General features: G+C 60.7%; 28 protein-coding genes. 12 read left to right on the top strand and 16 right to left on the bottom strand.

Translation table 11 applies throughout. From position 1 onward, the window contains the following. Window positions 1–5: 5 nt before the first annotated feature. Window positions 6–374 carry a response regulator transcription factor gene (locus K3759_RS09320; protein ID WP_259981309.1) on the bottom strand — a complete coding sequence of 123 codons (369 nt, stop codon included), beginning with the start codon at window positions 372–374 and terminating at the stop codon, window positions 6–8. Window positions 375–489: 115 nt separating this feature from the next. Then, window positions 490–1,782: a helix-turn-helix domain-containing protein gene (locus K3759_RS09325; RefSeq protein WP_259981311.1), complete on the bottom strand. Its 1,293-nt coding sequence runs from the start codon at window positions 1,780–1,782 to the stop codon at window positions 490–492. Window positions 1,783–2,018: 236 nt separating this feature from the next. Between K3759_RS09325 and K3759_RS09330 the strand changes: the two genes are divergently transcribed. From K3759_RS09330 to aat, 8 genes are all read left to right on the top strand, one after another. Beyond that, window positions 2,019–3,365 carry a substrate-binding protein gene (locus tag K3759_RS09330; protein WP_259981312.1) on the top strand — a complete coding sequence of 449 codons (1,347 nt, stop codon included), beginning with the start codon at window positions 2,019–2,021 and terminating at the stop codon, window positions 3,363–3,365. Between the two features lie 93 nt (window positions 3,366–3,458). Next, window positions 3,459–4,487 (top strand): branched-chain amino acid ABC transporter permease, encoded by a 1,029-nt coding sequence (locus K3759_RS09335; protein ID WP_259981313.1) that lies wholly within the window; start codon window positions 3,459–3,461, stop codon window positions 4,485–4,487. Between the two features lie 3 nt (window positions 4,488–4,490). Further along, window positions 4,491–5,696 carry a branched-chain amino acid ABC transporter permease gene (locus K3759_RS09340; protein ID WP_259981314.1) on the top strand — a complete coding sequence of 402 codons (1,206 nt, stop codon included), beginning with the start codon at window positions 4,491–4,493 and terminating at the stop codon, window positions 5,694–5,696. A gap of 10 nt (window positions 5,697–5,706) precedes the next feature. Further along, window positions 5,707–6,471: an ABC transporter ATP-binding protein gene (locus tag K3759_RS09345; protein ID WP_259981315.1), complete on the top strand. Its 765-nt coding sequence runs from the start codon at window positions 5,707–5,709 to the stop codon at window positions 6,469–6,471. Between the two features lie 50 nt (window positions 6,472–6,521). Then, window positions 6,522–7,274 carry an ABC transporter ATP-binding protein gene (locus tag K3759_RS09350; RefSeq protein WP_259981317.1) on the top strand — a complete coding sequence of 251 codons (753 nt, stop codon included), beginning with the start codon at window positions 6,522–6,524 and terminating at the stop codon, window positions 7,272–7,274. A 198-nt stretch (window positions 7,275–7,472) separates the two neighbouring features. After that, a complete protein-coding gene (accB, locus tag K3759_RS09355) occupies window positions 7,473–7,979 on the top strand; it encodes an acetyl-CoA carboxylase biotin carboxyl carrier protein (RefSeq protein WP_259981319.1) in 507 nt (168 codons plus the stop codon). A gap of 9 nt (window positions 7,980–7,988) precedes the next feature. Next, a complete protein-coding gene (gene accC, locus K3759_RS09360) occupies window positions 7,989–9,341 on the top strand; it encodes an acetyl-CoA carboxylase biotin carboxylase subunit (protein WP_259981320.1) in 1,353 nt (450 codons plus the stop codon). Between the two features lie 6 nt (window positions 9,342–9,347). Further along, complete coding sequence (aat, locus tag K3759_RS09365; RefSeq protein ID WP_259981321.1) at window positions 9,348–9,983, top strand: leucyl/phenylalanyl-tRNA--protein transferase; 636 nt, start codon at window positions 9,348–9,350, stop codon at window positions 9,981–9,983. Here the strand turns inward: aat and K3759_RS09370 are convergent. Next, a complete protein-coding gene (locus tag K3759_RS09370) occupies window positions 9,947–10,309 on the bottom strand; it encodes a DUF2155 domain-containing protein (RefSeq protein WP_259981323.1) in 363 nt (120 codons plus the stop codon). The two genes, aat and K3759_RS09370, sit on opposite strands and share 37 nt — an antisense overlap. A 55-nt stretch (window positions 10,310–10,364) precedes the next feature. Then, window positions 10,365–10,748 (bottom strand): NADH:ubiquinone oxidoreductase subunit NDUFA12, encoded by a 384-nt coding sequence (locus tag K3759_RS09375; RefSeq protein WP_259981324.1) that lies wholly within the window; start codon window positions 10,746–10,748, stop codon window positions 10,365–10,367. Window positions 10,749–10,872: 124 nt separating this feature from the next. Here K3759_RS09375 and K3759_RS09380 point away from each other — a divergent pair, with 124 nt between their 5' ends. Further along, window positions 10,873–12,648: an FkbM family methyltransferase gene (locus K3759_RS09380; RefSeq protein ID WP_259981325.1), complete on the top strand. Its 1,776-nt coding sequence runs from the start codon at window positions 10,873–10,875 to the stop codon at window positions 12,646–12,648. Here K3759_RS09380 and K3759_RS09385 read toward each other — a convergent pair. The 12 genes from K3759_RS09385 to K3759_RS09440 form a co-directional block, all read right to left on the bottom strand. Then, a complete protein-coding gene (locus tag K3759_RS09385) occupies window positions 12,645–13,013 on the bottom strand; it encodes a RidA family protein (RefSeq protein WP_259981326.1) in 369 nt (122 codons plus the stop codon). The two genes, K3759_RS09380 and K3759_RS09385, sit on opposite strands and share 4 nt — an antisense overlap. 69 nt (window positions 13,014–13,082) lie before the next feature. Then, window positions 13,083–14,351, bottom strand: a complete 1,269-nt coding sequence (gene clpX, locus K3759_RS09390; protein ID WP_007120001.1) for an ATP-dependent Clp protease ATP-binding subunit ClpX — start codon at window positions 14,349–14,351, stop codon at window positions 13,083–13,085. Between the two features lie 123 nt (window positions 14,352–14,474). Next, on the bottom strand, window positions 14,475–15,131 hold the full coding sequence (locus K3759_RS09395) for an ATP-dependent Clp protease proteolytic subunit (protein ID WP_259949629.1): 657 nt from the start codon (window positions 15,129–15,131) through the stop codon (window positions 14,475–14,477). Window positions 15,132–15,252: 121 nt separating this feature from the next. After that, window positions 15,253–16,314 carry a c-type cytochrome gene (locus K3759_RS09400; RefSeq protein ID WP_259981327.1) on the bottom strand — a complete coding sequence of 354 codons (1,062 nt, stop codon included), beginning with the start codon at window positions 16,312–16,314 and terminating at the stop codon, window positions 15,253–15,255. Then, window positions 16,298–17,557, bottom strand: a complete 1,260-nt coding sequence (gene soxC / locus K3759_RS09405; protein WP_259981328.1) for a sulfite dehydrogenase — start codon at window positions 17,555–17,557, stop codon at window positions 16,298–16,300. The genes K3759_RS09400 and soxC overlap by 17 nt, the downstream gene beginning before the upstream one ends. 73 nt (window positions 17,558–17,630) lie before the next feature. Next, window positions 17,631–19,331 (bottom strand): thiosulfohydrolase SoxB, encoded by a 1,701-nt coding sequence (gene soxB / locus K3759_RS09410; protein ID WP_259981330.1) that lies wholly within the window; start codon window positions 19,329–19,331, stop codon window positions 17,631–17,633. An 88-nt stretch (window positions 19,332–19,419) separates the two neighbouring features. Next, on the bottom strand, window positions 19,420–20,268 hold the full coding sequence (gene soxA, locus K3759_RS09415; RefSeq protein WP_067628358.1) for a sulfur oxidation c-type cytochrome SoxA: 849 nt from the start codon (window positions 20,266–20,268) through the stop codon (window positions 19,420–19,422). Between the two features lie 41 nt (window positions 20,269–20,309). Further along, window positions 20,310–20,639: a thiosulfate oxidation carrier complex protein SoxZ gene (soxZ, locus tag K3759_RS09420; protein WP_067941571.1), complete on the bottom strand. Its 330-nt coding sequence runs from the start codon at window positions 20,637–20,639 to the stop codon at window positions 20,310–20,312. Window positions 20,640–20,672: 33 nt separating this feature from the next. Further along, on the bottom strand, window positions 20,673–21,092 hold the full coding sequence (gene soxY, locus K3759_RS09425) for a thiosulfate oxidation carrier protein SoxY (protein ID WP_067628363.1): 420 nt from the start codon (window positions 21,090–21,092) through the stop codon (window positions 20,673–20,675). A 114-nt stretch (window positions 21,093–21,206) separates the two neighbouring features. Further along, entirely contained in the window at window positions 21,207–21,680 is a 474-nt protein-coding gene (gene soxX, locus K3759_RS09430; RefSeq protein WP_409202479.1) for a sulfur oxidation c-type cytochrome SoxX, read from the bottom strand. 136 nt (window positions 21,681–21,816) lie between these two features. After that, window positions 21,817–22,401, bottom strand: a complete 585-nt coding sequence (locus tag K3759_RS09435; protein WP_409202480.1) for a thioredoxin family protein — start codon at window positions 22,399–22,401, stop codon at window positions 21,817–21,819. 22 nt (window positions 22,402–22,423) lie between these two features. Beyond that, window positions 22,424–23,161 (bottom strand): cytochrome c biogenesis CcdA family protein, encoded by a 738-nt coding sequence (locus tag K3759_RS09440; protein WP_243260813.1) that lies wholly within the window; start codon window positions 23,159–23,161, stop codon window positions 22,424–22,426. A gap of 97 nt (window positions 23,162–23,258) precedes the next feature. Here K3759_RS09440 and K3759_RS09445 point away from each other — a divergent pair, with 97 nt between their 5' ends. From K3759_RS09445 to K3759_RS09455, 3 genes are read left to right on the top strand one after another with little or no spacing between them, the layout of a single operon-like run. Beyond that, window positions 23,259–23,621 carry a hypothetical protein gene (locus K3759_RS09445; RefSeq protein WP_259981333.1) on the top strand — a complete coding sequence of 121 codons (363 nt, stop codon included), beginning with the start codon at window positions 23,259–23,261 and terminating at the stop codon, window positions 23,619–23,621. Beyond that, the gene (locus tag K3759_RS09450; protein ID WP_259981334.1) at window positions 23,618–23,956 is read left to right on the top strand and encodes a helix-turn-helix transcriptional regulator; all 339 of its coding nucleotides are present in this window, start codon (window positions 23,618–23,620) and stop codon (window positions 23,954–23,956) included. Before K3759_RS09445 ends, K3759_RS09450 begins: the two co-directional genes overlap by 4 nt. Then, window positions 23,949–25,007 carry a YeeE/YedE family protein gene (locus tag K3759_RS09455; RefSeq protein WP_259981335.1) on the top strand — a complete coding sequence of 353 codons (1,059 nt, stop codon included), beginning with the start codon at window positions 23,949–23,951 and terminating at the stop codon, window positions 25,005–25,007. Before K3759_RS09450 ends, K3759_RS09455 begins: the two co-directional genes overlap by 8 nt. Window positions 25,008–25,061: the final 54 nt, after the last annotated feature.

Here is a 25,061-nt window from a genome sequence, read left to right on the forward strand (position 1 = left end):
GCGGGTTAACTGGCGATCAGGTCGCGCACCGCGTCCAGCATCTCAGAATTCGAAAACGGCTTGGTCATGAAACGGCTCACCCCGGCCTTCTCAGCCATGGCGCGATCCCGGCTTTGGCCGCGCGCGGTCAGCATCAAGACCGGCAAGGTCTCCATTGCCGGGTCACTGCGCAGTTCATCAAGTATCTCAAAACCGCTCTTGCCCGGCAGCATTACATCCAGCATCACCAGATCGGGCGATGCCTTGCGGATCACCTCAACCGCGCCCGATCCATTGGCAAGCGTCTCCACACGCCAGCCTTCTTGGCCCAACAAAAAGCGGATGGCCTCGGCGATATTCACCTCGTCCTCCACCAGAACTACGAGTTTGCTCATTGGCGAAAAGTCTCCCCCCTCGGTGTGCGACTGCCCCGTCTTGTTGCGAGGTCACACGCACCGGGGCGAGCATGCATCGGTTTGGCAGCCCTGTCAAAAACTGCCTGATCCCTTGCTAGAGTCCGTCGCGCAGGATCGACGGCTCACGCCGCGCGCGGCATCCTTCGACCGGGCAGATGCGGCAGGTTGCGCCCACGGGCTGCGCAGGTGACGCGCTCGAGGGCACAGGCAAAAGCAACATAACGGATTGGCTCAAGGGCGGCGTGTTATAGGCGGCGGCGGCTTGAACTTCACAAGTCGCAATGGCCTCGAACTGCGCCTGCCCGCGTCCCATCTGCATGACACGGGATTTCATCACCAGCCCCGGCTGACCCTGCACCGCGAACAGTGGCCAAAGCGGGCAACAGGCGCCAAAGCGCGGCACGGTGAACCCTTCGACGGATTTGGCAAATGTCACACTGCCCGCGCGATCACAGACCACCAACCCCGCGCCAAGATCGGGCAGCGAGGCCAAGCGGCGCAGCACCCGCCCCATCGGTTGCTCCAGCGCCTGTGCAAGTCGTGCCGGATCATGTCCCCGCTCGGCCACTGCCCCCTCTAAACGGTTCAAAGGCAGCGCCGCCGCGTCCCGCGCAATCTGCTGCAACACCCCCGTTGCGATATGCCGCGCGGCTTTGGTTTTGAGCGCCTCAGCCTCGCCTACAAGGGCTGCAATCGCATCCTGCGGCGTGCCAGCCTGTTCCAGCGCGTCAAAACGGTAGTCATGCGCGGCGAGGAAGGTTTCCACCTCCGCCTGCGGGGAATGGGCCACCTCACGGGTCTCGGCGGCATTGTCAAAATAGGTCACCAGCGCCTGCGCACTGTCGGACAAACGGCGGCTATCTTCGTGGATATTCGCATGAAACCGGTCGCGCCATTCGGGCTGCAGACTGTCCGTCTCCGCCAAAATCGAGGCGGTTGATCGGATTGCGGCGGCGGTGCTGAGCAGCTCGTGCATCGACGTGGCAAGCTGCGGATCATGGGCCAACCGGTCTGACAGCGCCTCCACCGTCTGCTCTAACGCATCGATGCGGCGCTGGCTGGTGGCGAGCACTTTGGCCCAGCCCGGGAAACGCCCTGCGAATTCGTCAGCGCGGTCGCCCTCCGGCCCCACCAGCCCCGCATCCTCCGCCGCTTCGCGCAGCGCGGCGATCAGCGCGGCTTCGGCCCCTTCGGTCAGCGCCTGCGGCTCTACCCCAAGCGCGTGGGCGATATTGAGCAAGAGTTTCCCGCCGATTCTGCGTCGGTTATGTTCGATCAGATTGAGATAACTGGCCGAGATTCCGCTTTGCTGAGCCAACTCAGCTTGCTTCAACCCTGCCATCACCCGCCGCTCACGGATACGGCTGCCGGTCAGCCCCTCACGCATGAGGTCGCTCCGCGCGAGATTTCGCCCGTTGTTTCAAGGTCTTTCTGCGGCGCAATATCATGTTATTTACAAACCTCGCGAAGTCTTTGCGAATATATTTACAGAAATATCGTTTCCATCAAGCAGGTTATTGATCGGTTTTCAGTTTCCGCGCCATAGTTTCTTTGCATTCTTGCGCGCCGTGGCACCGGGGGGAGGTTCCGCTGCCACGGCTTATAAAAACATGGGAGGACTTCATGTCGTTTACGAAACTGACACGCCGCGGGCTGATCCAGACCGGCGCGGTTGCCGGTGCAGGGTTGGCGCTGCCGACCTATCTGCGCGCCGAAACGCACTCAGGCTTTACCAACGCGCCCACGGGCAGCACCGTCACGCTGGGCTTCAACGTGCCTCAGACCGGCCCCTATGCCGAAGAGGGTCTGGACGAGCTGCGCGCACAGGAACTCGCTGTTCAGCACCTCAACGGTGAGGGCGACGGCGGCATGATGAACACTTTCAGCTCTAAGGCGCTGAAAGGGAACGGCATTCTGGGCAAGAAGGTCGAATACGTCACCGGCGACACCCAGACAAAATCTGACGCCGCCCGCGCTTCCGCCAAAGCGATGATCGAAAAAGACGGCGCGATCATGATCAACGGCGGCTCGTCATCCGGCGTGGCCGTGGCGGTTCAAGGTCTGTGCCAAGAGGCCGGCGTGATCTTCATGGCCGGTCTGACCCACTCCAACGACACTACCGGGAAAGACAAGAAAGCCAATGGTTTCCGCCACTTCTTTAACGGTTACATGTCTGCCGCCGCCCTCGCGCCGGTGTTGAAAAACGCCTATGGCGAAGACCGCCGCGCTTACCACCTGACGGCGGATTACACATGGGGTTGGACACAACAGGAATCCATCGCCGCCGCGACTGAGGCGATGGGCTGGGAAACCGTCAACAACGTGCTGACGCCGCTCGCCTCGACTGACTTTAGCTCCTACATCGCGCCGGTGCTGAACTCCGGTGCCGATGTGCTGGTGCTGAACCACTACGGCGGGAACATGGTGAACTCGCTCACCAACGCGGTGCAGTTCGGCCTGCTGGATAAAGAAGTGAACGGCAAGAAGTTCGAGATCGTCGTGCCGCTTTATTCCGAGCTCATGGCCGCCGGTGCCGGTGCCAACGTGCAAGGTGTTATCGGTTCGATGAACTGGAACTGGCAGCTGCAGGATGAAGGCTCCAAAGCCTTCGTGAAATCCTTTGGTGAGAAATATGGCCGTCCACCCTCCAACTCCGCGCACACCTGCTATGTGCAGACGCTGCTCTATGCGGATGCGGTTGAGCGCGCAGGCACCTTCAACCCCTGCGGTGTCGTCGAAGCGCTGGAAGACTTCGAGTTCGACGGTCTGGGCAACGGTCCAGTGCTCTACCGCGGCGATGACCACCAGTGCTTCAAAGACGTGCTGGTCATGAAGGGCAAAGAAAACCCGACCAACGAATATGACACGCTGGAGATCGTCGAGGTCACGCCACGTGCGCAGGTCGAATATGCGCCTGATCACCCGATGTTCGCCGGGGGCGAGCTGGGCGCCTGCAACCCGGGCGCTTGATCTACTGAACCTTGTGGGCGCGCTGTATCGGCGCGCCCCTTTCACCACATGAGGCCCGCCCTCATGTGAACGCATCCCTAACAGGTGGGGTCCATGGACGCTGTTCTTCTGCAAATACTTAACGGGCTCGACAAGGGCTCGGCCTATGCGCTGATCGCGCTTGGGCTCACTTTGATCTTTGGCACGCTTGGCGTGGTCAACTTTGCCCATGGGGCGCTGTTTATGATCGGGGCTTTCTGCTCGGTCACGCTGCAACGTCTGCTGACGCTGAGCGTTGAGACAGTTAGCGAGACCCAAAAGGATTTCCTCGGCAATCCGCTGAAGGTCAAAACCCCCTATGTCGAGCAATGGTTCGGACCAGAGACGGGACAGGCGATCATCGACTGGTCGGTGCCGCTGGCGATCCTCTTTGCGATTCCGGTGATGCTGCTGATTGGCTTCATCATGGAACGCGGGCTGATCAAGCATTTCTACAAGCGTCCCCATGCGGATCAGATCCTTGTGACCTTCGGCCTCGCCATCGTACTGCAAGAGGTCGTGAAGTATTTCTATGGTGCCAACCCGATCCCCACCCCTGCGCCCGAAGTTTTCAAAGGCAGCTTTGACTTCGCACCGCTCTTGGGCTTGGATACCTCGCTGGCCTACCCCTACTGGCGTCTGGTCTATTTCGGCTTCTCTACAGTCATCATCGCTGCGGTTTTTGCCTTCCTGCAATTCACCACCTTCGGCATGGTCGTCCGCGCCGGTATGGCGGACCGTGAGACCGTGGGCCTTCTGGGCATCGACATCGACCGCCGCTTTACCATCATGTTCGGCATCGCTGCTGCCGTGGCGGGGCTTGCGGGCGTGATGTATGCGCCGATTAACTCACCGAATTATCACATGGGCATGGACTTTCTGGTGCTGAGCTTCGTTGTCGTCGTGGTTGGCGGCATGGGCTCCCTGCCCGGCGCGGTGCTGGCGGGGTTCCTTTTGGGCATCCTCGAAAGCCTCGCCTCCATGAATGAAATCAAGAACATCATCTACGGTATCGACCAGATCATCATCTACGTCGTTGCCATCGTGATCCTGCTGGTCCGCCCGCGTGGTCTGATGGGTCGCCGCGGCGTGATGGAGGAATAAGCCATGTTCGGACTGGAAAAACGCGATACGCTTCTCTTGGGGGTCGTAATCGTTCTCACGCTCTTCGCCCCCTTCATCCTCAACCCCTTCCCCGCAAACTCGGCAATGGCGCAATTCAACGCGGGCTATCCCGATCTGATGCAGCGTTTTGTGATCTTCGGCATCTTTGCTATCGGGTTCAACATACTCTTCGGGTTGACTGGCTACCTCTCCTTTGGCCATGCGGCCTTTCTGGGGGTCGGTTCCTACTCCGCCGTCTGGATGTTCAAACTGCTGAGCTACAACGTCGTGCCCGCCTTGGTGCTGGCCGTGATCATGGCGGGGCTGTTTTCGGCGCTCATTGGCTTTATCAGCCTGCGGCGCTCGGGCATCTACTTCTCGATCCTGACACTGGCCTTTGCACAGATGTCGTTTAACCTTGCCTATTCAGTGCTGACACCCATCACCAATGGTGAGACGGGTTTGCAGATCTACACTTCTGACCCGCAGTACCTTCAAGCCGCAGATGCTCCCGCCTTCCCCAATCTCTTTGGTGCGGCGATGAACTCTTCGACGACGCTGTTCTTCGGCGGTTGGACGTTTACTTTCTCCGTCGGCTACTACTTCTGCGCGATCTTCCTGATCCTCGCCTTCTATCTGGCGATCCGCATCTTCCGCTCGCCTTTCGGCATGATGCTGCGGGCGGTGAAGTCTAACCAGCAGCGGATGAACTACACAGGCCTTAACACCCGGCCCTACACACTGGCGGCCTTTGTGATCTCGGGCATGTATGCCGGTCTGGCCGGTGGTCTGCTCGCCGCGATGGACCCGCTGGCGGGGGCCGAGCGGATGCAGTGGACGGCCTCTGGCGAAGTGGTGCTAATGACGATCCTTGGCGGCGCAGGCACCTTGATCGGGCCGGTTTTGGGTGCGGGTTTCATCAAGTACTTTGAAAACATCTTTGCCAAGATCAACGACAACGTGCTGCACGGCTGGTTCGCCTTCATGCCCGACGGATTGGAAGACGCGATGGTCGCCATCATCCATCCTTTCGTTGGCAAAGGCTGGCACCTGACACTGGGCCTGCTCTTTATGCTGGTCGTGATCTTCCTGCCCGGTGGGTTGGTTGAAGGTGGGCAACGTCTGGGCCGTGTCTTCCGCCGCAAGGACAAAAATGCAGGCTCGGTTGAGGCCGACGCCGCCCAACAACGCAGCGAAGCCGCAGAATAGGAAAGACATCATGGCCATTCTCGAAGTCAAAAATGTCGGCAAGCGCTTTGGCGGGTTGCAGGCGCTGAGCGATGTGAACCTGAGCGTGGCGGAGAACTCCGTCCATGCGATCATCGGCCCCAACGGGGCGGGCAAATCCACGCTGCTTAACTGTCTGGTGGGCAAGCTCATTCCCGATACCGGGTCTGTCATGTTCGACGGGCAATCGGTGCTGGGGCGCAAGCCCTATGAGATCAACCAGATGGGCATCAGCCGTGTGTTCCAGACGCCCGAGATCTTTGGTGATCTCACGGTGATGGAAAACATGCTGATCCCCTGCCTTGCCAAACGCGACGGGGCGTTCCAGCTGAATGGGTGGTCCCGCGTGGTCGGCCAGAAAGACGTGATCAACAAGGCCGAGGAAATGCTGCGCGACATGAACATGATCGACAAGCGGCACATGCATGCGGCGGCCCTGTCTCGTGGCGACAAGCGGCGGCTTGAGATCGCCATGTGCCTCGCGCAAGACCCGCGCCTGCTCCTTTTGGACGAGCCCACCGCTGGCATGGCCCGCGCCGATACCAACAACACCATCGACCTGCTGAAACAGATCAAGGACGAGCGCGACATCACCATCGCCATCATCGAGCATGACATGCACGTCGTATTTTCATTGGCCGAACGCATCACGGTGCTGGCCCAAGGCACGCCGCTTGTCGAAGACACGCCCGACCGGATCAAGGGCCACCCCAAGGTGCGCGAAGCCTATCTGGGTGAGAGCCAAGACGCTGCCTGATCCCCGCCCCTCTGATCTTGGCCCTCTGGCCGAACCGCAAGGACATATTGATGAGCACCGACACGCTAGACCAAAACGCCAACCACGCCCAAACCGCCCCGGCCTTCCTTTCGGTCTGGGATATCCATGCCTATTACGGCGAAAGCTATATCGTGCAGGGGGTGAGCTTTAACGTCCATGAGGGCGAAATCCTCGCGCTTCTGGGCCGCAACGGTGCCGGCAAAACCTCGACCCTGCGGGCCATTGCGCGCGTCAGTAATCCGGAACTGAAGCGGGGCGAGATCTGGCTCGACCATCAGCCGCTGCACAATATGGCCAGCCATCAGGCTTCGGCGGCGGGACTGGCGCTGGTGCCGGAAGACCGCCGCATCATCTCGGGCCTCACGGTCGAGGAGAACCTGAAGCTGGCGCAAATCGCCCCCCCGATCGGCTGGTCGCTGGACCGGCTCTATGACCTATTCCCCCGTCTGGGCGAACGTAAGAACCAAGAAGGCACCACCCTCTCGGGCGGCGAACAGCAGATGCTGGCGATTGCGCGGGCCCTGGCGCGGGACATCAAAGTGCTTCTCTTGGACGAGCCTTACGAAGGTCTTGCCCCTGTGATCGTGGATGAGATCGAAAAGACACTGGCGCTGATTAAGGCGCAGGGCATCACAACGATTCTGGTCGAGCAGAACGCCGTGCGCGCATTGAAGCTGGCGGACCGTGCGGTGATCCTTGACACCGGCGGCATTGTTTTCGACGGCACGGCGGCAGAAGTCCTCGACAATGCCGAGCTGCGCGCCGAATACCTCGCGATTTGAACCCACTTGGTAACATCCCCGACGCGCGAGAAAGCGAATACCGCATCATCCCGCGTCGGGGCCTGCCCGCGCGATAAAAAACCGATCCTACCCCCTAGACAACAGTTGGCTTTTCATGGCTTTGCCCATGCCCTATAAGCGAGCACAATCAATCGCGCAGCGATAGGCTGCCAGCCTGTCGAAATCTTCGAGGATCCAATGACAAAAAACACCCATGACAGTGACGTGGCCTTCATCAAGGCCCTCGCCGAGCTGCTGAACGAGAACGACCTGACCGAGCTTCAGGTGAAACGCGACTACGCCGAGGACGACAGCCTGAACGTGCGTGTGAGCCGCAAGCCGCCACAGCAGATCATGGCCGCCCCGCAACAGCAGTATCAGGCCGCCCCCGCTGCCGCAGCCCCATCGGCTGCCCCGGCCAGCGCACCCAGCAGCGCCCCAGCGGCTGCCGATTCCGATCCAGCGGATCATCCCGGCGCGGTAACTTCGCCGATGGTCGGCACGGTATATCTCCAAGGTGAGCCCGGCGCGCCCGCCTTCATCTCGGTCGGTGCTTCGGTCTCCGAAGGCGACACGCTGCTGATCGTCGAAGCCATGAAGACGATGAACCACATTCCCGCCCCCCGCGCTGGCACCGTCAAGCGCATCCTCGTCGGTGACGGCGATGCCGTCGAATTCGGCGCCCCGCTGGTGATCTTGGAATAAGGGCAGATCATGTTCAGCAAAATCCTAGTCGCCAACCGTGGAGAGATCGCCCTGCGCGTCATCCGCGCGGCCCGCGAAATGGGCATCAAGACGGTTGCGGTGCATTCCACCGCCGACAGCGATGCGATGCATGTGCGCATGGCTGACGAATCCGTCTGCATCGGCCCGCCCTCCTCGACGCAATCTTACCTCTCGATCCCGGCCATCATCGCCGCCTGTGAAATCACCGGCGCCGAAGCGATCCACCCCGGCTACGGCTTCTTGTCAGAGAACGCCGGTTTCGTGCAGGTGATCGAAGACCACGGCCTGACCTTCATCGGTCCCACCGCCGAGCACATTCGCGTCATGGGCGACAAGATCACCGCCAAGGACACGATGAAGAAACTTGGCGTGCCCTGTGTGCCCGGCTCCGAAGGCGGCGTGGCCTCGCTCGAAGAAGCCAAACGCTTGGGCGAAGAGATCGGCTATCCGGTCATCATCAAAGCCACGGCAGGCGGTGGCGGTAAGGGCATGAAAGTCGCCCAATCCGCCAAGGACATGGAGCGCGCCTTCCAGACTGCCCGCGCCGAGGGCAAATCGAACTTCGGCAATGACGAAGTCTATATCGAGAAATACCTCACCACCCCGCGCCATATCGAGATTCAGGTCTTTGGCGACGGCAAGGGCAACGCTGTGCATCTGGGCGAACGCGACTGTTCCCTGCAGCGCCGTCACCAGAAGGTCTTCGAAGAGGCCCCCGGCCCCTCGATCACCGCGGAAGAGCGCGCCCGGATCGGTAAGGTCTGTGCGGATGCCGTGGCCAACATCAATTACATCGGTGCGGGCACGATCGAGTTCCTTTATGAGAACGGCGAGTTCTATTTCATCGAAATGAACACCCGCCTTCAGGTGGAACACCCGGTGACCGAAGCGATCTTTGGCGTCGATCTGGTGCGCGAGCAGATCCGCGTCGCCGAAGGGCTGCCGATGTCCTTCACGCAGGACGACCTGCAGATCAACGGCCACGCCATCGAGGTCCGCATCAACGCCGAGAAACTGCCGAACTTCGCGCCCTGCCCGGGCCGGATTACGCAGTATCACGCGCCGGGCGGCCTTGGCGTGCGGATGGATTCAGCCCTTTATGACGGCTATTCGATCCCGCCCTATTACGACAGCTTGATCGGCAAACTCATCGTACATGGCCGCGACCGCCCCGAGGCGCTGGCGCGTCTGGGTCGCGCCCTGGGGGAGCTGATCGTGGACGGCGTCGATACCACTGTTCCTCTCTTCCACGCGCTTCTGGCCGAAGAGGACGTACAATCGGGCGGCTACAACATCCACTGGCTTGAGCATTGGCTGGAAACCAACCTCGGCAACGCCTGACATCAGATGTCGGGTCTGACGCCAGAGATCCTGCTCCACGGCTACTCCATCGGGATTTTCCCCATGGCCGAACACCGCGACGACCCAGAGATTTTCTGGGTCGATCCGCGGCGTCGTGGGGTGATGCCGCTGAATGGCTTTCACATATCGCGCTCACTGGCCCGCGCGATGCGGCGCAGTTCGTTTCACCATACAATCAACCGCGATTTTGGCGGTGTCGTCGCCGGCTGTGCCGACCGCGACGACACTTGGATCAACGCAGAGATCGCGGCACTCTATGCAGGACTGCACCGTGCGGGCCACGCCCATTCACTTGAGGTTTGGGAAGGCGACGCGCTTGTGGGCGGCGTCTATGGCGTTACGCTGGGCCGTGCGTTTTTCGGGGAAAGCATGTTTTCGCGGCGGACCAACGCCTCTAAAATGGCGCTGGCAGCACTGGTGGACCGGCTCCGCCGTGGCGGGTTTACCCTGTTTGACACGCAATTTTTAACCGACCACCTAGCCTCTCTCGGGGCGCAAGAGATCAGCCGCGCGAAGTATCAAGCGCAGCTTGATCTGGCAAAACGCGGCAATGCGCAGTTCCACGCGCCTGTCTTAGACAGCTTTCAGGATGTGCTGCAGCGCATGACCCAAATGTCATAGCGAAAATGTTCCAACGCGTGCAGCGCCGGGGCCGAGGCAATCATCCAGCCCGAGAAGACCGCGCCCTTACTGCCTTCTTCGGTGATCTCAAGCGCGGCATAGGCATTGGCCGCCGGATCGCCCACCGGATAGCGGCAGTCTACCATGGTGATCTGCAGATTGCCCAAAGAGTGACTATCACCCTTGATGATCTCCAGATCGATTGTATCGCCAGAGATCTTGTCCAACGCCCGCAAGACGCCGCCCGTGGCGCTGGCGACCTGAGCGCCCTCTTGTGCATGAAGCGGCGCTGCCAGCAGAGATGCGGCGATCAGAAGCTTTTTCATTAACCTACCCGGATTGCGTGAAACTTGGGGCCGCGCAGCAGGCGCGGCCAACCGATCATTCAGGCTGCCAGGCCTCATAGTCTTTGCGCTCAAGCGGGTCCGCGCGGCGCAGCGACCCAGCCGGGGCGTAGGCCATGGGCGTGCCGGTCCGATTCTCGACATGCGCCTTTTCCCACGGTTTGTGGATCAGAGGCTTTTCGGTCGGCGGCTCGTCCCAAGTGCGGTGCAGCCAGCCATGCCAATCTGGGCTGACGCGGCTCGCCTCGGCCTCACCGTTGAAGATGACCCAGCGTTTGCTGTCATCGGCGTTGCGATAATAGATATTGCCCTGCGCGTCTTCGCCCACCTTGCTGCCCTTGCGCCAAGTGAAAAACTGGGTGTTCAGCGTCTGGCCGTTCCACCAAGTGACGCCGCGCAGAAGTGAATTGAGAATGCCCATCGAGGTCTCCGTTCCTGTTGTCCGTTATATGCACCATGGAGGCTTTGGCGTCCAGCCTCGCCGCAAAGGAGCTTGGCGCGCGGGCGGCCTCTGGCTAGGGTCAGAGAAACGAATGAGGGCAGCGATGATTGAGGTTGGTGGGGCCATACGGGCAGCGGCGGAATGTCATGGCGTCAAGGTGCCCCAATCCCCTTTTCTGAACGAGACGCGGATCCAGCGGATCAACGCAGGCCGCTATGAGGCGCAGGAAATTGCCGGGGCGCTGGCCGTGGTCCGCCCCGGCGACCGCGTGCTTGAGATGGGTGCAGGACTGGGGCTGGTGGGGGCGATCGTGGCGCAAAAGGCCGCGCCCGAGGCGGTGCTTTCTTTCGAGGCAAACCCGAACCTGATCCCGCATATTCGCGCGCTCTATGCGCTCAACGGGCTGCAAGACCGGATCACCCTGCGCAACGAGCTGGTTATTTCCGCCCCCGACCGGCCCGAAACCCTACCGTTTCATCTGCGTAACTCATTCCTCGGCTCCTCTCTGATCAACAGTGACACGCGCGAGACGGTGCAGGTTCAGGTGCCGACGGCGGGCTACGCCGACATCTGCCGCAACTTTAAGCCTGATGTGCTGTTGATGGACATCGAAGGGGGTGAATTGGAGTTCCTGCGCCATGCCTCGCTCGACGGGCTGCGCGCCGTGGTATTGGAATTTCACCCCGAAGCCTATGGCCGCGAGGGGATGCGCGAATGCAAACGCATCCTTGAGCGCGCCGGATTTCGCAAATCACCCGGCCATTGTACCCGGCAGGTCTGGGCTTGCACCTTTGATCCCGCCGAGCGCCCGCCCGTGCCTCAGGGGGGCTGGTCAACGGAGATCACAACCTTGGACAATGCGCTTGTCGTCCTGCCCGAAACCAGCGGGTTGGTGCAGCCTGCGGGGGTGTTGCTGAGCGATGGCCACCCCTGCCCGCAAGCCGCACTTTGGCGCAATGGGCGCGCGCTAACCACCCTGCCGGAGGCACCGCAAGGCAGACTGGCTGAACGCAAAGGGACATGGCTCTGGGGGGGTGTCCTCTGGCTGCACTTCGGACATTTTCTGGTTGAGAGCACCGCGCGCCTATGGGCGCTGGATCACCTTGAGGAGGAAATCGACGGTGTTCTTTTCATCCCCAAACGCCCCCGCAATGGCGGAGAGGTATCGGGGTATCAGCGTGACTTCCTCGCCCTTCTGGGCTGCGACAAGCCGCTGGTCAGTTTGGACGCACCGACGCGGGTTGAGCGTTTGATCGTGCCGGGACAAGGCTTTGGTCTGGGAAGTTTGATCACCGGCACAGCGCCTTACCGCAGCACCATCGCCAATCGGTTCGCGCGTGAGATCGCGCCTGAAGGGCCGGAAAAGCTCTATATCAGCCGCAGCCAATTGCCCGCCGGGCGCGGCAATCTGATTGGCGAGGAGGCGTTGGAAACCTATCTCGCGGCACAGGGCTACATGGTCTTTCACCCCGAAAAACACGGGCTGCGCGAACAGATCGCGGTCTATAAGGGGGCCAAGCAGATCATCGCCGCCGAAGGCTCCGCCCTGCATCTCTTGGGGATGGTCGCCCGGCCCACGCAGCAAGTGGCCATCGTCGTGCGCCGCCCCTCCTCCGCCACGCGCGGGTTGGAACAGCATTTGCAAAGTTTTGCGGGGATCACCACCGCGACACTCTGCCACCTCACTCGCTCGTGGAAGCCGCTTGGCAAAGCCAAGGCGCGGCTTTGGATGGGGGAGCTTGATATGCCCGCGCTGCAAAACAGCCTACGGAAGACGGGTTTTATTGGTGGCGGCGGGCCGCTTTGGACAAACCTTGATCCCGCAGAGGTGCGCGCCCGGCTGGGGGATCAATTTGAATTGGTGCCGGAGAAAACTTAACCCTCCGCCGCATCTCGCAGCATCGCGGTGACTTCGATCTCAATGCGGTATTTGGGATCAATCAGCCCGCATTCGATCATCGTCGCCGCAGGCGGGTGTGCGCCAAAGGCCGCCTGCAAAAGCGGCCAGCAGGGCTCAAACTCCGCGGCATCGGGCAGCATGTAGGTGACACGAACCACATGGGCGAAATCACTGCCCGCCTCTTCCAGAGCCTGCTTGATCGTCGCCAGAGCCGCTGCGCATTGGGCCGTGACATCCGCCCCTTCGCCCACGCAACCCGAGACATAGACCATGCCGCCCGCGACCACTGCGCGGCTGTAGCCGATCTTTTCTTCATAGGCACCGCCCGATGAAATCCGCTTCATGACCGTTCCTTTCATGCAAAAGGGCGGACCCATTGGCCCGCCCCCTATCTCTTTGCCTCGCGCCAGGTCTTAGCCCGCGCTTGCTGGTTCTTTGCTTTCGCTGTCGGCGTGGATCATCAGGGGCTTCGCCTCCGACATCACGGCCTCCTCGTTGACGACAACCTCGGTCACCGTGTCCAGCCCCGGCAGTTCGAACATCGTGTCGAGCAGGATGTCTTCGAGGATGGAGCGCAGGCCCCGCGCGCCAGTTTTCCGTTCAATCGCGCGTTTGGCGATCGCGGTCAGCGCATCATCGGTGAAGGTCAGCTGCGTGTCTTCCAACTCGAACAGACGCTGGTACTGTTTCACCAAAGCGTTCTTCGGCTCTGTCAGGATGGTCACCAGCGCATCTTCGTCCAGATCTTCGAGGGTTGCCAGAACTGGCAGACGGCCGACGAATTCCGGGATCAGACCGAACTTCAACAAGTCCTCCGGCTCGAGGTCGGTGAAAATCTCACCGATGCCGCGCGCGTCGTTGTCACGCACGTCAGCGCCAAAGCCCATGGCCGAGCCTTTGCCCCGCGCCGCGATGATCTTGTCGAGGCCCGCGAAGGCACCGCCGCAGATGAAGAGGATGTTGGTCGTGTCTACCTGCAGGAATTCCTGCTGCGGATGCTTGCGCCCGCCTTGCGGCGGCACAGAGGCCACGGTGCCTTCCATCAGCTTCAAGAGCGCCTGCTGCACGCCCTCACCGCTCACATCACGGGTGATGCTGGGGTTTTCGGACTTGCGCGTGATCTTGTCGACTTCGTCGATATAGACGATGCCGCGCTGCGCGCGCTCAACGTTGTACTCGGACGATTGCAGCAGTTTGAGGATGATGTTCTCAACATCCTCACCCACGTAACCGGCTTCGGTCAGCGTAGTCGCGTCTGCCATGGTGAAAGGCACATCCAGAATACGCGCCAGCGTTTGCGCCAGCAGCGTCTTGCCGCAGCCGGTGGGGCCGATCAGCAGAATGTTGGATTTCGCCAGTTCGATATCGCCGCCCTTTTGGGCGTGGTTCAACCGTTTGTAGTGGTTGTGGACCGCCACCGAAAGGACGCGCTTGGCCATCGCCTGACCAATCACGTAATCGTCCAGCACGCCGCAGATGTCGCGGGGTGTTGGCACGCCGTCGGTCGCTTTGAGCCCCGAGGCTTTGGTCTCTTCTCGGATGATATCCATGCACAGCTCGACGCATTCGTCACAGATGAACACGGTCGGCCCCGCAATCAGCTTGCGCACCTCGTGCTGGCTCTTGCCGCAAAAGCTACAGTAGAGCGTATTTTTGCTGTCGTTGCCGGAATTATTCGCCATCTCAAACCTTTCAGGTCTGTCGTGTATGTTCGCCCCGAACGTGAGGCTGCGAGATTTGGCCTCAAGCTTAGGCCAGTGATCCCGGCGCTACAATCGCAAAATATGCAGCGCCGGGCCCCTCTATTACTTGTCTTTCTTGTCCTTACCGCTGGCAGCGGCATCATCTGCCTTGCCACGGCTCTCGACGATCTCGTCCAAGTGGCCCCATTCTTTAGCTTCTTCAGGGGTCATCCAAAGATCACGGTCGAGCGCCTTTTGCACGACATCCAGCGGCTGGCCGGAGTGTTTGACATAGAGCTGATACATCCGCTCACGAGTGCGCTCGATATGGCGGGCCGAGATCAGGATATCTTCGGCCATGCCTTGCGAGCCGCCCGACGGCTGGTGGATCATGACTTCGGCGTTGGGCAGCGCGAAACGCATGCCCTTTTCGCCGCCAATCGCGATGACCGACCCCATGGAGGCCGCCATGCCACAGATCAGAGTAGAGACCTTGGGTTTGATGTATTGCATCGTGTCATAGATCGACAGGCCCGCCGTCACTTCGCCACCGGGCGAGTTGATGTACATGCTGATTTCCTTGGTCGGGTTCTCCGCCTCAAGGTGCAGCAGCTGGGCGACGACCAGATGGCTCATCCCGCTGTGGATCGGGCCGTTGACGAAAATAATCCGCTCTTTCAGCAAGCGCGAGAAGATGTCGTAGGACCGCTCGCCCCGGCTGGTTTGCTCAACCACCATCGGGACAAGCGTATTCATATAGGTGTTGATCGGATCGTTCATGCGTGCCTGCCTCAGTTCCTGTTCGCGGGACCATACCCGCAAAACTGTTACCCAGAGATTAGTCCCCCCGGTATGGGGGTTCAAGGGGGGCAGGCACGTCAGTTTTCTCTAATCGCCTCAATCACTCCGACGCGTCACGCAGGTAGGCGATCAGAGCGGCGATGTCTTCTTCTTTGCGCACACCGGGGAAGGACATTTTCGTGCCCTTCATATAGCCCTTGGGGTTTCCCAAAAATGCGCTCAGCTCGCTCTCGGTCCAGACCAGACCTGCCTCGGCTGCGGCTGCCATCGGTTTGGAGTACCGGAAGTCTTCGACCGCACCCGCTGGACCATCCACGATGCCGTTCAGCACCGGGCCGACGCGGTTTTTGGCCTTGGCGCCGATCTGGTGGCAGGATTTGCATTTGCGGAACACTTTCTCCCCCGCTTTGATGAGGGCGGGATCAACGGCAGGTGCCTCGGCCACCTCAACCACCGGAGCCTCGGCCGGGGGCGTCTCAGGTGCGGGTTTAGCCGCGCTGGCTTTGGTCTCTTCGGCCTTCGCGGCAACTTTGGCGGCGGTCTCTTCGGGCGTTACATCCAACACGGCGGCGCGCATGGTGATTTCGACCGATGGTTTGCACTCGGTCATGCAGGGTTCTTCTTTAAAGGCCACAAGCTCCACTTCGGCCCGATCGTCGGGTTTAAAGGCCTCCTCATTGGGCAGACGCGCTTCGGCAAAGTTGTCCGAAGAGAGCACGAAATCCTCATCCACCTCATCGTTGAGATAGAGCAGATAGGCCGTGATCGCATAGACCTCATCATGGGTCAGCGACTGTGCGTTGCCAAAGGGCATGGCGCGGTTCACATAGTCGTAAACCGTTGAGAGATATGGCCAATAGCTGCCGATCGTCTTGACGGGACGTGCATCGGACAGGCTGCCCTGCCCGCCCGCCAGCACCGGCCAGCGGCCTGTGCCTTCGCCAAAGACCCCGTGACAGGCCGAGCATTTCTCGGTGTAGATTTTATCGCCGGTCATCACGTCGCCGCTGCCCGCAGGCAGGCCCAGACCGTCGGGGCGCACGTCGATGTCCCAAAGGGCGATTTCCTCGGGCGTGGCGGCGCGGCCAAGTCCCAAAGGCTCGGCGGCAAGGGGGCTGGCCATGGCGCTGGCCAGCAGCGCAAGTTTAAGAAATCTCGACATTTTCGGCCTTTCCGTCAGCGTCAACAGCCCAAGTCTGGATGCCATTGTTGTGGTAGATTGAATTCTCACCCCGGATCTCGCGCAGGGCATCCTTGGTCGGCTGGACATAACCGGTGCTGTCATGCGCGCGACTTTGCAGCAGCAACGGTTTTCCGTCCCATTCGAAATCATAGTAAAAGCGGTGCAGTGCCTTGGGCGTGCTCGGGCCATCCATCCGTGCCTCATGCCAAGTGATGCCACCGTCGATGGTCACATCGACACGTGGGATCGTGCCCCGGCCCGACCACGCCAGACCCGTCAGAACGGTCGGCCCCGGCCCATGGGTGATCGGCGCCTGTGGGCTGGGGCTGGTGATGACCGATTTCGCGTCCATCTCCCAAGTAAAGCGCCGCGCCACGCCGTCGGCCATGAGGTCGGTATATTTGCTGGTTTCCTCGCGGTGATGCCAAGGTTGATCGCCGACTTCGAGGCGGCGCAGCCATTTCACCCACATGTTGCCTTCCCAGCCGGGCACAACCAGACGCACCGGGTAGCCCTGTTCGGGGCGCAGCGCTTCACCGTTCATCTTGAAGGCGACGAGACAATCGTCGAGCGCCTTTTCCATCGGGATTGAGCGCGTCATAGCGGCGGCATCGGCCCCTTCGGCAAGCAGCCACTTGCCCTCAGGCTTGATCCCCGCCTCCTCCAATACCAGCCGCAGCGGCACGCCGGTGTACATGACGTTATGGATCATACCATGGGTGAACTGACAGCCATTAAGCTGTGAGCCGCGCCACTCCATCCCGGAATTCGCTGCACATTCAAGGAAGTAGACGTGGTTCTGCCGGGGAAACCGTTTGAGGTCTTCCATGGTCAGCACCAAGGGTTTGTCGACCAACCCGTGGATCATCAACCGATGCTGGGCCGGATCAACGCGGGCGACGCCAGAGTGGTGCCGCTCAAAACACAGACCATTGGGGGTGATCGTCCCGTCGAGGTCATGCAGCGGCGTGAAATTGATTGAACTCACCGGATCGGCAGTGAGCCACTCCACGGTGCGGCGTTTCACATCTGCCTCATGCGGCGATGGCATCCCGTAAGGCGCGGCGTCAACGCCATCGCCCAACTCCTGCATCCAAGGATGAATGGCAATCGCCGGGTCCGTCTGGGCGCTGGCGCCGCCCGCCAGCGTCCCCGCAGCCGCCGCCCCTACCCCCGTTAGAAAGGCACGGCGCGATGGTCCAGTTTGATTTTCTTCAGTCATGTCGTGGCCCTCATATATTCAAATTCATTTTATTGAATTTGTTTCCGCGTGAGAACCCCTATTCTGCTTTTTCTCAGTCTGGCAGAACGATTTCCACCGGTGTGCGGGCCCCATCAGAAACGGTTCCCAATTTGGCGATATGGCTTTCGACCACATCCCAGATCGGCGGACCTTCGGTGCCCTCGTTGACTGAGGCCCAACCAGCGACGACATAGCTGCGCGACGGATCAATCGGCTCACCGGAACTGAGCAGGGTCATATCGCTGATCCGCTCGCCCTGCGGCTTGGCGATGTCCATCTTGAAGCCCATGCCGCCCACGCGGACCATGTCGCCGCCCTGCTGGTAGTAGGGGTCGGGGTTGAACAGGTTATCGCCTACGTCCTCCAGCACGACCTTCAGGAATTCGCCCGTCATTTCCGTGCGATAAGCATTGGGATAGGTCATCGAAGTGACATTGAAAATGTCTTCGCGGGTGATGTCTTGGCCCGGCAGGATCGACGGCCCCCAGCGAACCCCGGGGCTGAGCGCGATCTCGGCATCGCGCTCACTCAGCAGCGCGTCGCAGATGAGGTCGTCCCATGTCCCGTTGAAGTTGCCGCGCCGGTACAGCAGCGCGTCGGACTGCCCGACCACATGGGTCAACTCGTCGAGATAGGGTGCACGCTGTACGTCGATGAGCTTTGCCACCTCCGCATCTGGCGTGATGAGGTCCGAGAAGATCGGGATCAGCTTGTGCCGGATGCCCATCATCTTGCCGTCGCGCACGTCGAGGTCCACGCGCGAAACGAATTTCCCGTTCGATCCAGAGGCGATGATATGCGTCTGCCCCACCAGCACCGGTTCGGGCAGCGCGTCATGGGTATGGCCCGAGAGGATTACGTCGATCCCTTTGACGATTCCGGCCATCTTCTTGTCGACATCGAAACCATTGTGGCTCAGGCAAACGACCAGTTCAGCGCCCTGCGCGCGGACCTCATCGACCATCTCCTGCATATGTTCGTCGCGGATGCCAAAGGAGTATTCAGGGAACATCCAGCCGGGGTTGGCGATGGGCATGTAAGGAAAGGCCTGCCCGATCACGGCGATCTTCACGCCGCCGCGCTCAAAGAATTCGTAGGGCTTGAAGAGTTCCGCAGGCTCATCCCATTCCGCATCAAAGATGTTTTGGCCAAGCGCCGCGAAGGGCAACCCCTGCACGATCTCCTGCACCCGCTCAGACCCCAGCGTAAACTCCCAGTGGAAGGTCATCGCATCGGGCTTCAGCGCGTTCATCACGTTGACCATATCCTGACCTTCGGTCTTCAGGCAGGTCATCGAGCCGTGCCACGTATCCCCGCCGTCCAGAAGCAGCGCATCGGGGCGGTCGGCGCGGATCGCGTTCAGCACAGTCGCCACACGGTCCAGCCCGCCGACCTTGCCGTAGGCCTGCGCATGGGCGACGAAATCGTCATATGTCAGCGCGTAATCAAGCGGCGTGCCACCGCCGATGCCGTAGCGGATGCGGAAATCCTCGCCGGTGATATGGGGCACCTTGCCGCGGTTCTCGCCCACGCCGATGTTGACCGAGGGCTCGCGGAAATAGATCGGCTTCAGTTGCGCATGAATGTCGGTGACATGCATCAGGGTCACATTGCCGAACTTCTCGAACTCCAAGAGCGCGTCCTGATCAAAGCGGTCCTGCGCCGCCAGCCGCGCCCAGTTGCCGAAGCCCGAGCCGCCGTAGATGGAGGCCGCAGCCATGGACATTTGAAGAAAATCACGGCGAGACAGCATGTTACGCTCCAGCACTTAAAAACAGGGAAAGGCCCCGCCCCCGGTTTGGGGGGCGGGATCATGTCAGGCAAAAAGCCCGGATGTTAAATCAGTTACGCACCGAAGGGGCTTCGACCGACAGGCCGTTGCCGCGGCTGGCGACGTAAAGCTCAAGGGCCACGAACTCGGGGCTGCCGGGGCTGAAGGTCTCGGCCCGAGTGTCGCGGATGCAGCCTTTGAAACGGGCGTGGCTGCTGTTGAGCTTGGTGTTCTTCAGACGGTAGACCGGAAAGCCGTTGATCTGACCCTGGCTCAGATGGTCGGCGCGGATCATGTTGCCGTAGTTGTCCTCATGGCAATTGGCGCAGCTCAGCTCCAACTGACCGTAGCGGGTGTAGTACATCTCCTTGCCCTGTTCCCAAACGCTCTGGGCCGGGCCGTCGATGGCCACGTTGACCGGCATGCCGCGCGACTGGACCGAGATCAGCGCCTCCATCGCAGTCATGTCTCCGCCGTCGTATTTCCACGGCTCGGCGCCCATCTGGGTTTCGCGGCAGTCGTTGATCTGCATCGCAAGCGTGCGGACCTCGCCCGCCTCTTCGTTCCATTTGGGATAGACGGCGCGGACGCCTTCCATCGATTCCACGTCATTGTGACAAGACGCGCAGGACTTGCCCTCGCTGCCCTCTGCCGTGTCCCAAACCGCTTGGGCTTGGTCGACAAAGATCATGCCGGGGTTGTCGAAATCGTCCATCTGAGTTTGTTGCGTCTCATCCGAGCGGAAGCGCCAGCCAGACATGATTTCCGGCAAAGCCCCCTCAAGATGCGCAGGCGCATCGGTCTTGGTCACCATCTCGATCTCGCCGTTGACGACAAGCTCGGCCTCCTCATCGGCCATCCCCAGCATGGGGGCGGCCACCAAAAGCGCCGCGACCGCGGTCATTGCCTTGAATTTCATGTCTTTCCTCCCTGTTCCACGCACGGTTGGCTGACGCGGGGTCAGCCAACCGTGATAGATTTGACTTCTTCGTAGACAGAACCGTCGTCATCGTACCAAGTGAATTTGAAGTCGCCGGCCTCAGGCACAGTGGCGTCAAATTCGAAATAAGGGTTGGTCGACATCGCCGGTTCCATCTTCACGTCGATCACGCTCTCGCCGTTGAACTCAGCTGTGAAGCGGTTGATGATCGAACGCGGGATGACATTGCCGTCGCCGTCTTTGCGCTGGCCCGATTCCATCGGGTGGCTGATCAGGGTCTTGATCGTGATGACCTCACCTGCTTCGGCTTTTTTCGGCACTTTGACGCGAGGGGTTACACCTTCTGCCATTTTGAAAACTCCTAAAAATTGGGGCGCGCGGGCTTAGCCGCCGCAGCCGCCGATTGTGACTTTGATCTCTGCGCTGGTGCGGGCAAAGGTGCCGTCTTCCAGCTTGGCGATGGCGACAACGTCTTGGGTCGTGGCCAAACGAATGCGGGTGGAGGCACTGCGCGAACCGGCCAAGGGGCCAAAGTTGAAGGTGCCCACGGGCGGGGTCGGGTTGCCAGTGGCCAGCACCATGATCGCAGACGCACCGGGCGCTTCGACCGAGATTGGCACGGTGTTGCCATTTTCCGCGATCTCAGGCGCAGTCAGGGTCACGCCGGTGTCGGCCATATCGGCCCCGCCGGTGAATTCCGCAATCAGCTCGTCAACCGTGGCGGCAGAAGCCCCCACGGGCAGCATGGTCAGCGCCACGGCTCCAAGGCCGAGGCCGAAAGTTTCACGTCTTGAGAAGTTCATCTCTCATCTCCTTATGCGTCAGCGGCGCTCTGCACCGTTATTCCATTGCCGCGGTGCGCTGACCGCGATGATCTGTCGAGCCGTCCGCGGCCCCTAGGCCGGGAAGCCTCGGCGTTACTCTTTCAACGTGACCAAGAACGCCACGATATCTTCGATCTGCTGAGCGTCCAACAGAGGCGGCAGCGGCTCAGACCCGGCCTTGCCGGTGAAACCATCGCCGGGGCGGATGTACCCGCTTGTCTTGTAGTAGGAGGGCATCATCGAGCCTTCGAAGGTCATTTTGCTATTGGCGACAATGCCGCGCAGCTCTGCCTCTGACCAGCGGTCGCCCGCCCCGTCGAGCATTGGGCCGATCTCCCCTTGGAAGGGCACATCGCTCAGCGCACCCAACTGGTGACAGGCCACGCAGTTGCCGGCCTTCTTGTTGCCAACGATGGCGGCACCATTGGCAGCATCCCCCGGTGTTCCGGTCAGCGATTGTTCAACCGAACCGTAATCATCATAGGTCACGTCGGCAGGTGCCACGGTTTCAGCGGCGGCCAGAACAGGCGCGCCCGACACAATTGCGGCGGCGATCCATCTCATCATCGAAAACTTCCTCCCAGTGCCGATCACGGTGATGTGTGATCCGGTTTACCTGACCCTAAGACAGGGATGCGGCGCGGCGCAACAACAAATTCAAACTTTTGAATAGCTTTACATCCGCGCTGCTGTTTTTCACGGGTTAATCCGTGCTGCCATTGTTGCGCTCTTGGATCATCCGCGCGTGGTAGCGTTGGAAATCTTCCTCGCTTTCAAGCGCATAACGTTCTTCATTGACCCAAGTGAGCATATCCAGCGTCGTGCCCTTGCCAAAGGCACCCGGCATCACCGCCACCGCCGCCTGCGGCGCGGTCGTGTCTTCGGCCACCTCTTGGGGCAAGAACATCAACGTCGGGGTAAAGAGAATCCCCCATTTCCGCGCCATCTGCTTTTCCGAGAGGGTCTCACCATCGAAATCGGTCACTTCGATGTCCCCATGCAGGTTGAGCTGCACGACGAAGTAATTCTCTTCGATATAGCCGCCGATTTCGGGGGCGGGATAGACCTCCTCGTGCATCTTGGTACAGTAGATGCAGCCGCGCTGTTCGAACATTAGCATCAGGCGCTTGTCTTCGGCGTTGGCCTCCTCCAAATCCTCGCGCAGGTCTTTGAAGGTGTCGCGCATCCACGGCGTCTTGTGCAGACCGTCGTCGCCCAGTTCCGCGGCGGCCAATGGCCATGCCAGCAGCATTGCAGCGGCTGCGGCCCCTATCCTAGCGATCATCATATCGGCGTCCTCCTTGTTGCGGTTACCCTAACGTCGTGAAGCTGGGGAACCAACGGATCATTGCATCCGCGATCAACTGCACCCCGCCTGTCACGATCAGCACGGCAAAGAGGATCAGCATGACCCCCATCGCCTTTTCCACCTTTTGGACCAGCGCCATATGCCGCGCCGCCCAGTTGAGAAACGGCTTTGCAAACAGCGCCGCGACCACGAAGGGCGCGGTCATCCCCGCGCCATAGGCCGCCAACAGCAGCCCACCCCGCGTGATGTCACCCATGCCCGAGGCAATCATCAAGATCGCCGCCAGTGCCGGGCCCACACAGGGCGTCCAGCCAAAGCCAAAGGCCAGCCCCATCACATAAGCGCCCCAGATCGACGTGGGCTTGCCACCGCCCTCCAGCCGCGCCTCGCGGTAAAGCAGCGGCACTTTGATGACGCCTAGAAAATGCAGACCAAAGACCAGCAGGATCGCCGCCGCCACCCAGCTCAGCGGTTCAAGGTACTGGGTAAACACCTGCCCCAAGGCCGTGGCCCCCATGCCCAGCAGCACAAAGATCGTCGTCACCCCAAGCGCAAAGAGCACCGATGACAGCACCAACCGCCGCTGCGCCCCCGGCGCAATCGCGCCGTCGCCGCGCAATTCGGTCACGCTGAGCCCTGCCATATAGCTCAGATAGAACGGCACCATCGGCAGAATACAGGGGGTAAAGAAGCTGAGCAGCCCCGCCAGAAGCGCACCTGCATAGGTGATGTCGAACATGTTACCCCCTGCCCGCGCCGACGAAATCCGCCGCGCTTGAACAATTCACATATTCAAATTACGTTGAGTGTTGTCCAAACGTCAATCAGGCAAGCCGATGATCCGCATAATGACCGCCCTGAGCCTCGCGGCTCTAACCGCCCTGCCCGCCTTGGCTGTGGAATTGGTCATGGTCGAACAACCCGGCTGCATCTATTGCGAACGCTGGGATGAAGAGATCGCCCCTGCCTACCCCAAAACAGCCGAAGGTGAATTCGCCCCGCTGCGCCGCGTCGACATCTCGGCGGTCGAGGATAGCGTCACCCCCCAGCGCGCGGTGGTCTTTACGCCGACCTTCCTGCTGGTTGATGATGACGCCGAACTGGGCCGTCTCGAAGGCTACCCCGGAGCGGAATTTTTCTGGCCGATGCTGAATATGCTATTACGCGACAAGACTGATTTCAAGGAACTGACCGAATGACAGCCCTGCCCGTGATTACCCCCGACATGTCCGAAGAGGACATGGACCGGATGCTGACCAACGCCGTGACCGCGTCAAATTTTCTCAAAGCGATCAGCCATGAGGGGCGGTTGATGATCCTGTGTCACCTCGTTTCGGGTGAAAAGTCGGTGAGCGAGTTGGAAGCCCTGCTGTCGACCCGGCAAGCCGCCGTATCGCAGCAACTCTCGCGCCTCAGGCTCGAAGGGCTGGTGACCCCGCGCCGGGACGGTAAAACGATCTACTACAAGCTGGCCGATGACCGCCCGCGCAAAATGCTGGAGCTGGTCTACGAATTGTTCTGCAAGGATGATTGAGCTTCTGGGCCAGCCGCTGACCGCCGCCCTCTTGGGTGGATTGGGCGGCGTATTGCTGGGCCTTGCCGCACGATTGGGACGGTTCTGCACTTTAGGCGCAATCGAAGATCTGTTCTACGGCGGCTCCAGCCACCGGATGCGGATGTGGGGCTTGGCGATCGGTGTGGCGATGCTGGGCAGTTTCACCCTTGGCGGGTTTGGCCTGATCAACATCGACCGCGCCTTTCACCTGACCATCGCCTTCTCTTGGGCGCCCGCGATCTTTGGCGGGCTGATCTTCGGCTATGGCATGGCGCTGGCAGGCACCTGCGGCTTTGGCGCTTTGGCGCGGCTTGGCGGGGGTGATTTGCGGGCCTTTGTCATCGTCTTGGTCATGGGGCTTACGGCCTTTGCCGTGCTCTCTGGCCCTCTCGCCCCGGCGCGCGTGTTTCTCTTCCCCCGGCAATTGAACGCAGGCCCGCCCGATGGCATTGCCCATGCGCTTTCCGCACTCACGGGCGGATCGGTGGCAATGATCGGTGTGGCTTTGGGGATGGTGATCTGCGCCCTTATGCTGAGCGCCCGCAGCTTTCGCCGTGACTTCCGTATGGTCTTCTGGAGCGTGATCGCCGGTCTCGCCATCGTATCAGGCTGGGCGGGCACGGCGTGGCTTGCACAGACCGGCTTTGGCACCCAGACGCTCATGTCTCACAGCTATGCCGCCCCCGTGGGAGAGACACTGCTCTATGCGATGCAGGGGTCGGTCCGTCCGCTCAGCTTTGGCATCGGCTCTGTCTCGGGTGTCTGGGCCGGCGCTTTCCTCGGCTCTCTCTGGCAGGGGCATTTCCGTTGGGAGGCCTGCGAAGACCCACGCGAACTGCGCCGCCAGATATTCGGTGCCGGGCTTATGGGCGCAGGCGCGGTGCTCGCTATGGGCTGCACCATCGGGCAAGGCATCTCGGCCATCTCGGTCTTGGCTTTCAGCGGGCCTGTAACCTTGGCGTCGATCTTTGCGGGGGCCGCGATCGGCCTGCGCCAACTGATTGTCGGATTTCGCAACAACCCGATCTAGCGTCATAAAACCGTGACAGTCTTGGTGCAGATGAAGGCCAGCCAAGTCACCAGA

Source organism: Sulfitobacter sp. W027, assembly GCF_025143985.1.
Taxonomy (GTDB): Bacteria; Pseudomonadota; Alphaproteobacteria; order Rhodobacterales; family Rhodobacteraceae; genus Sulfitobacter.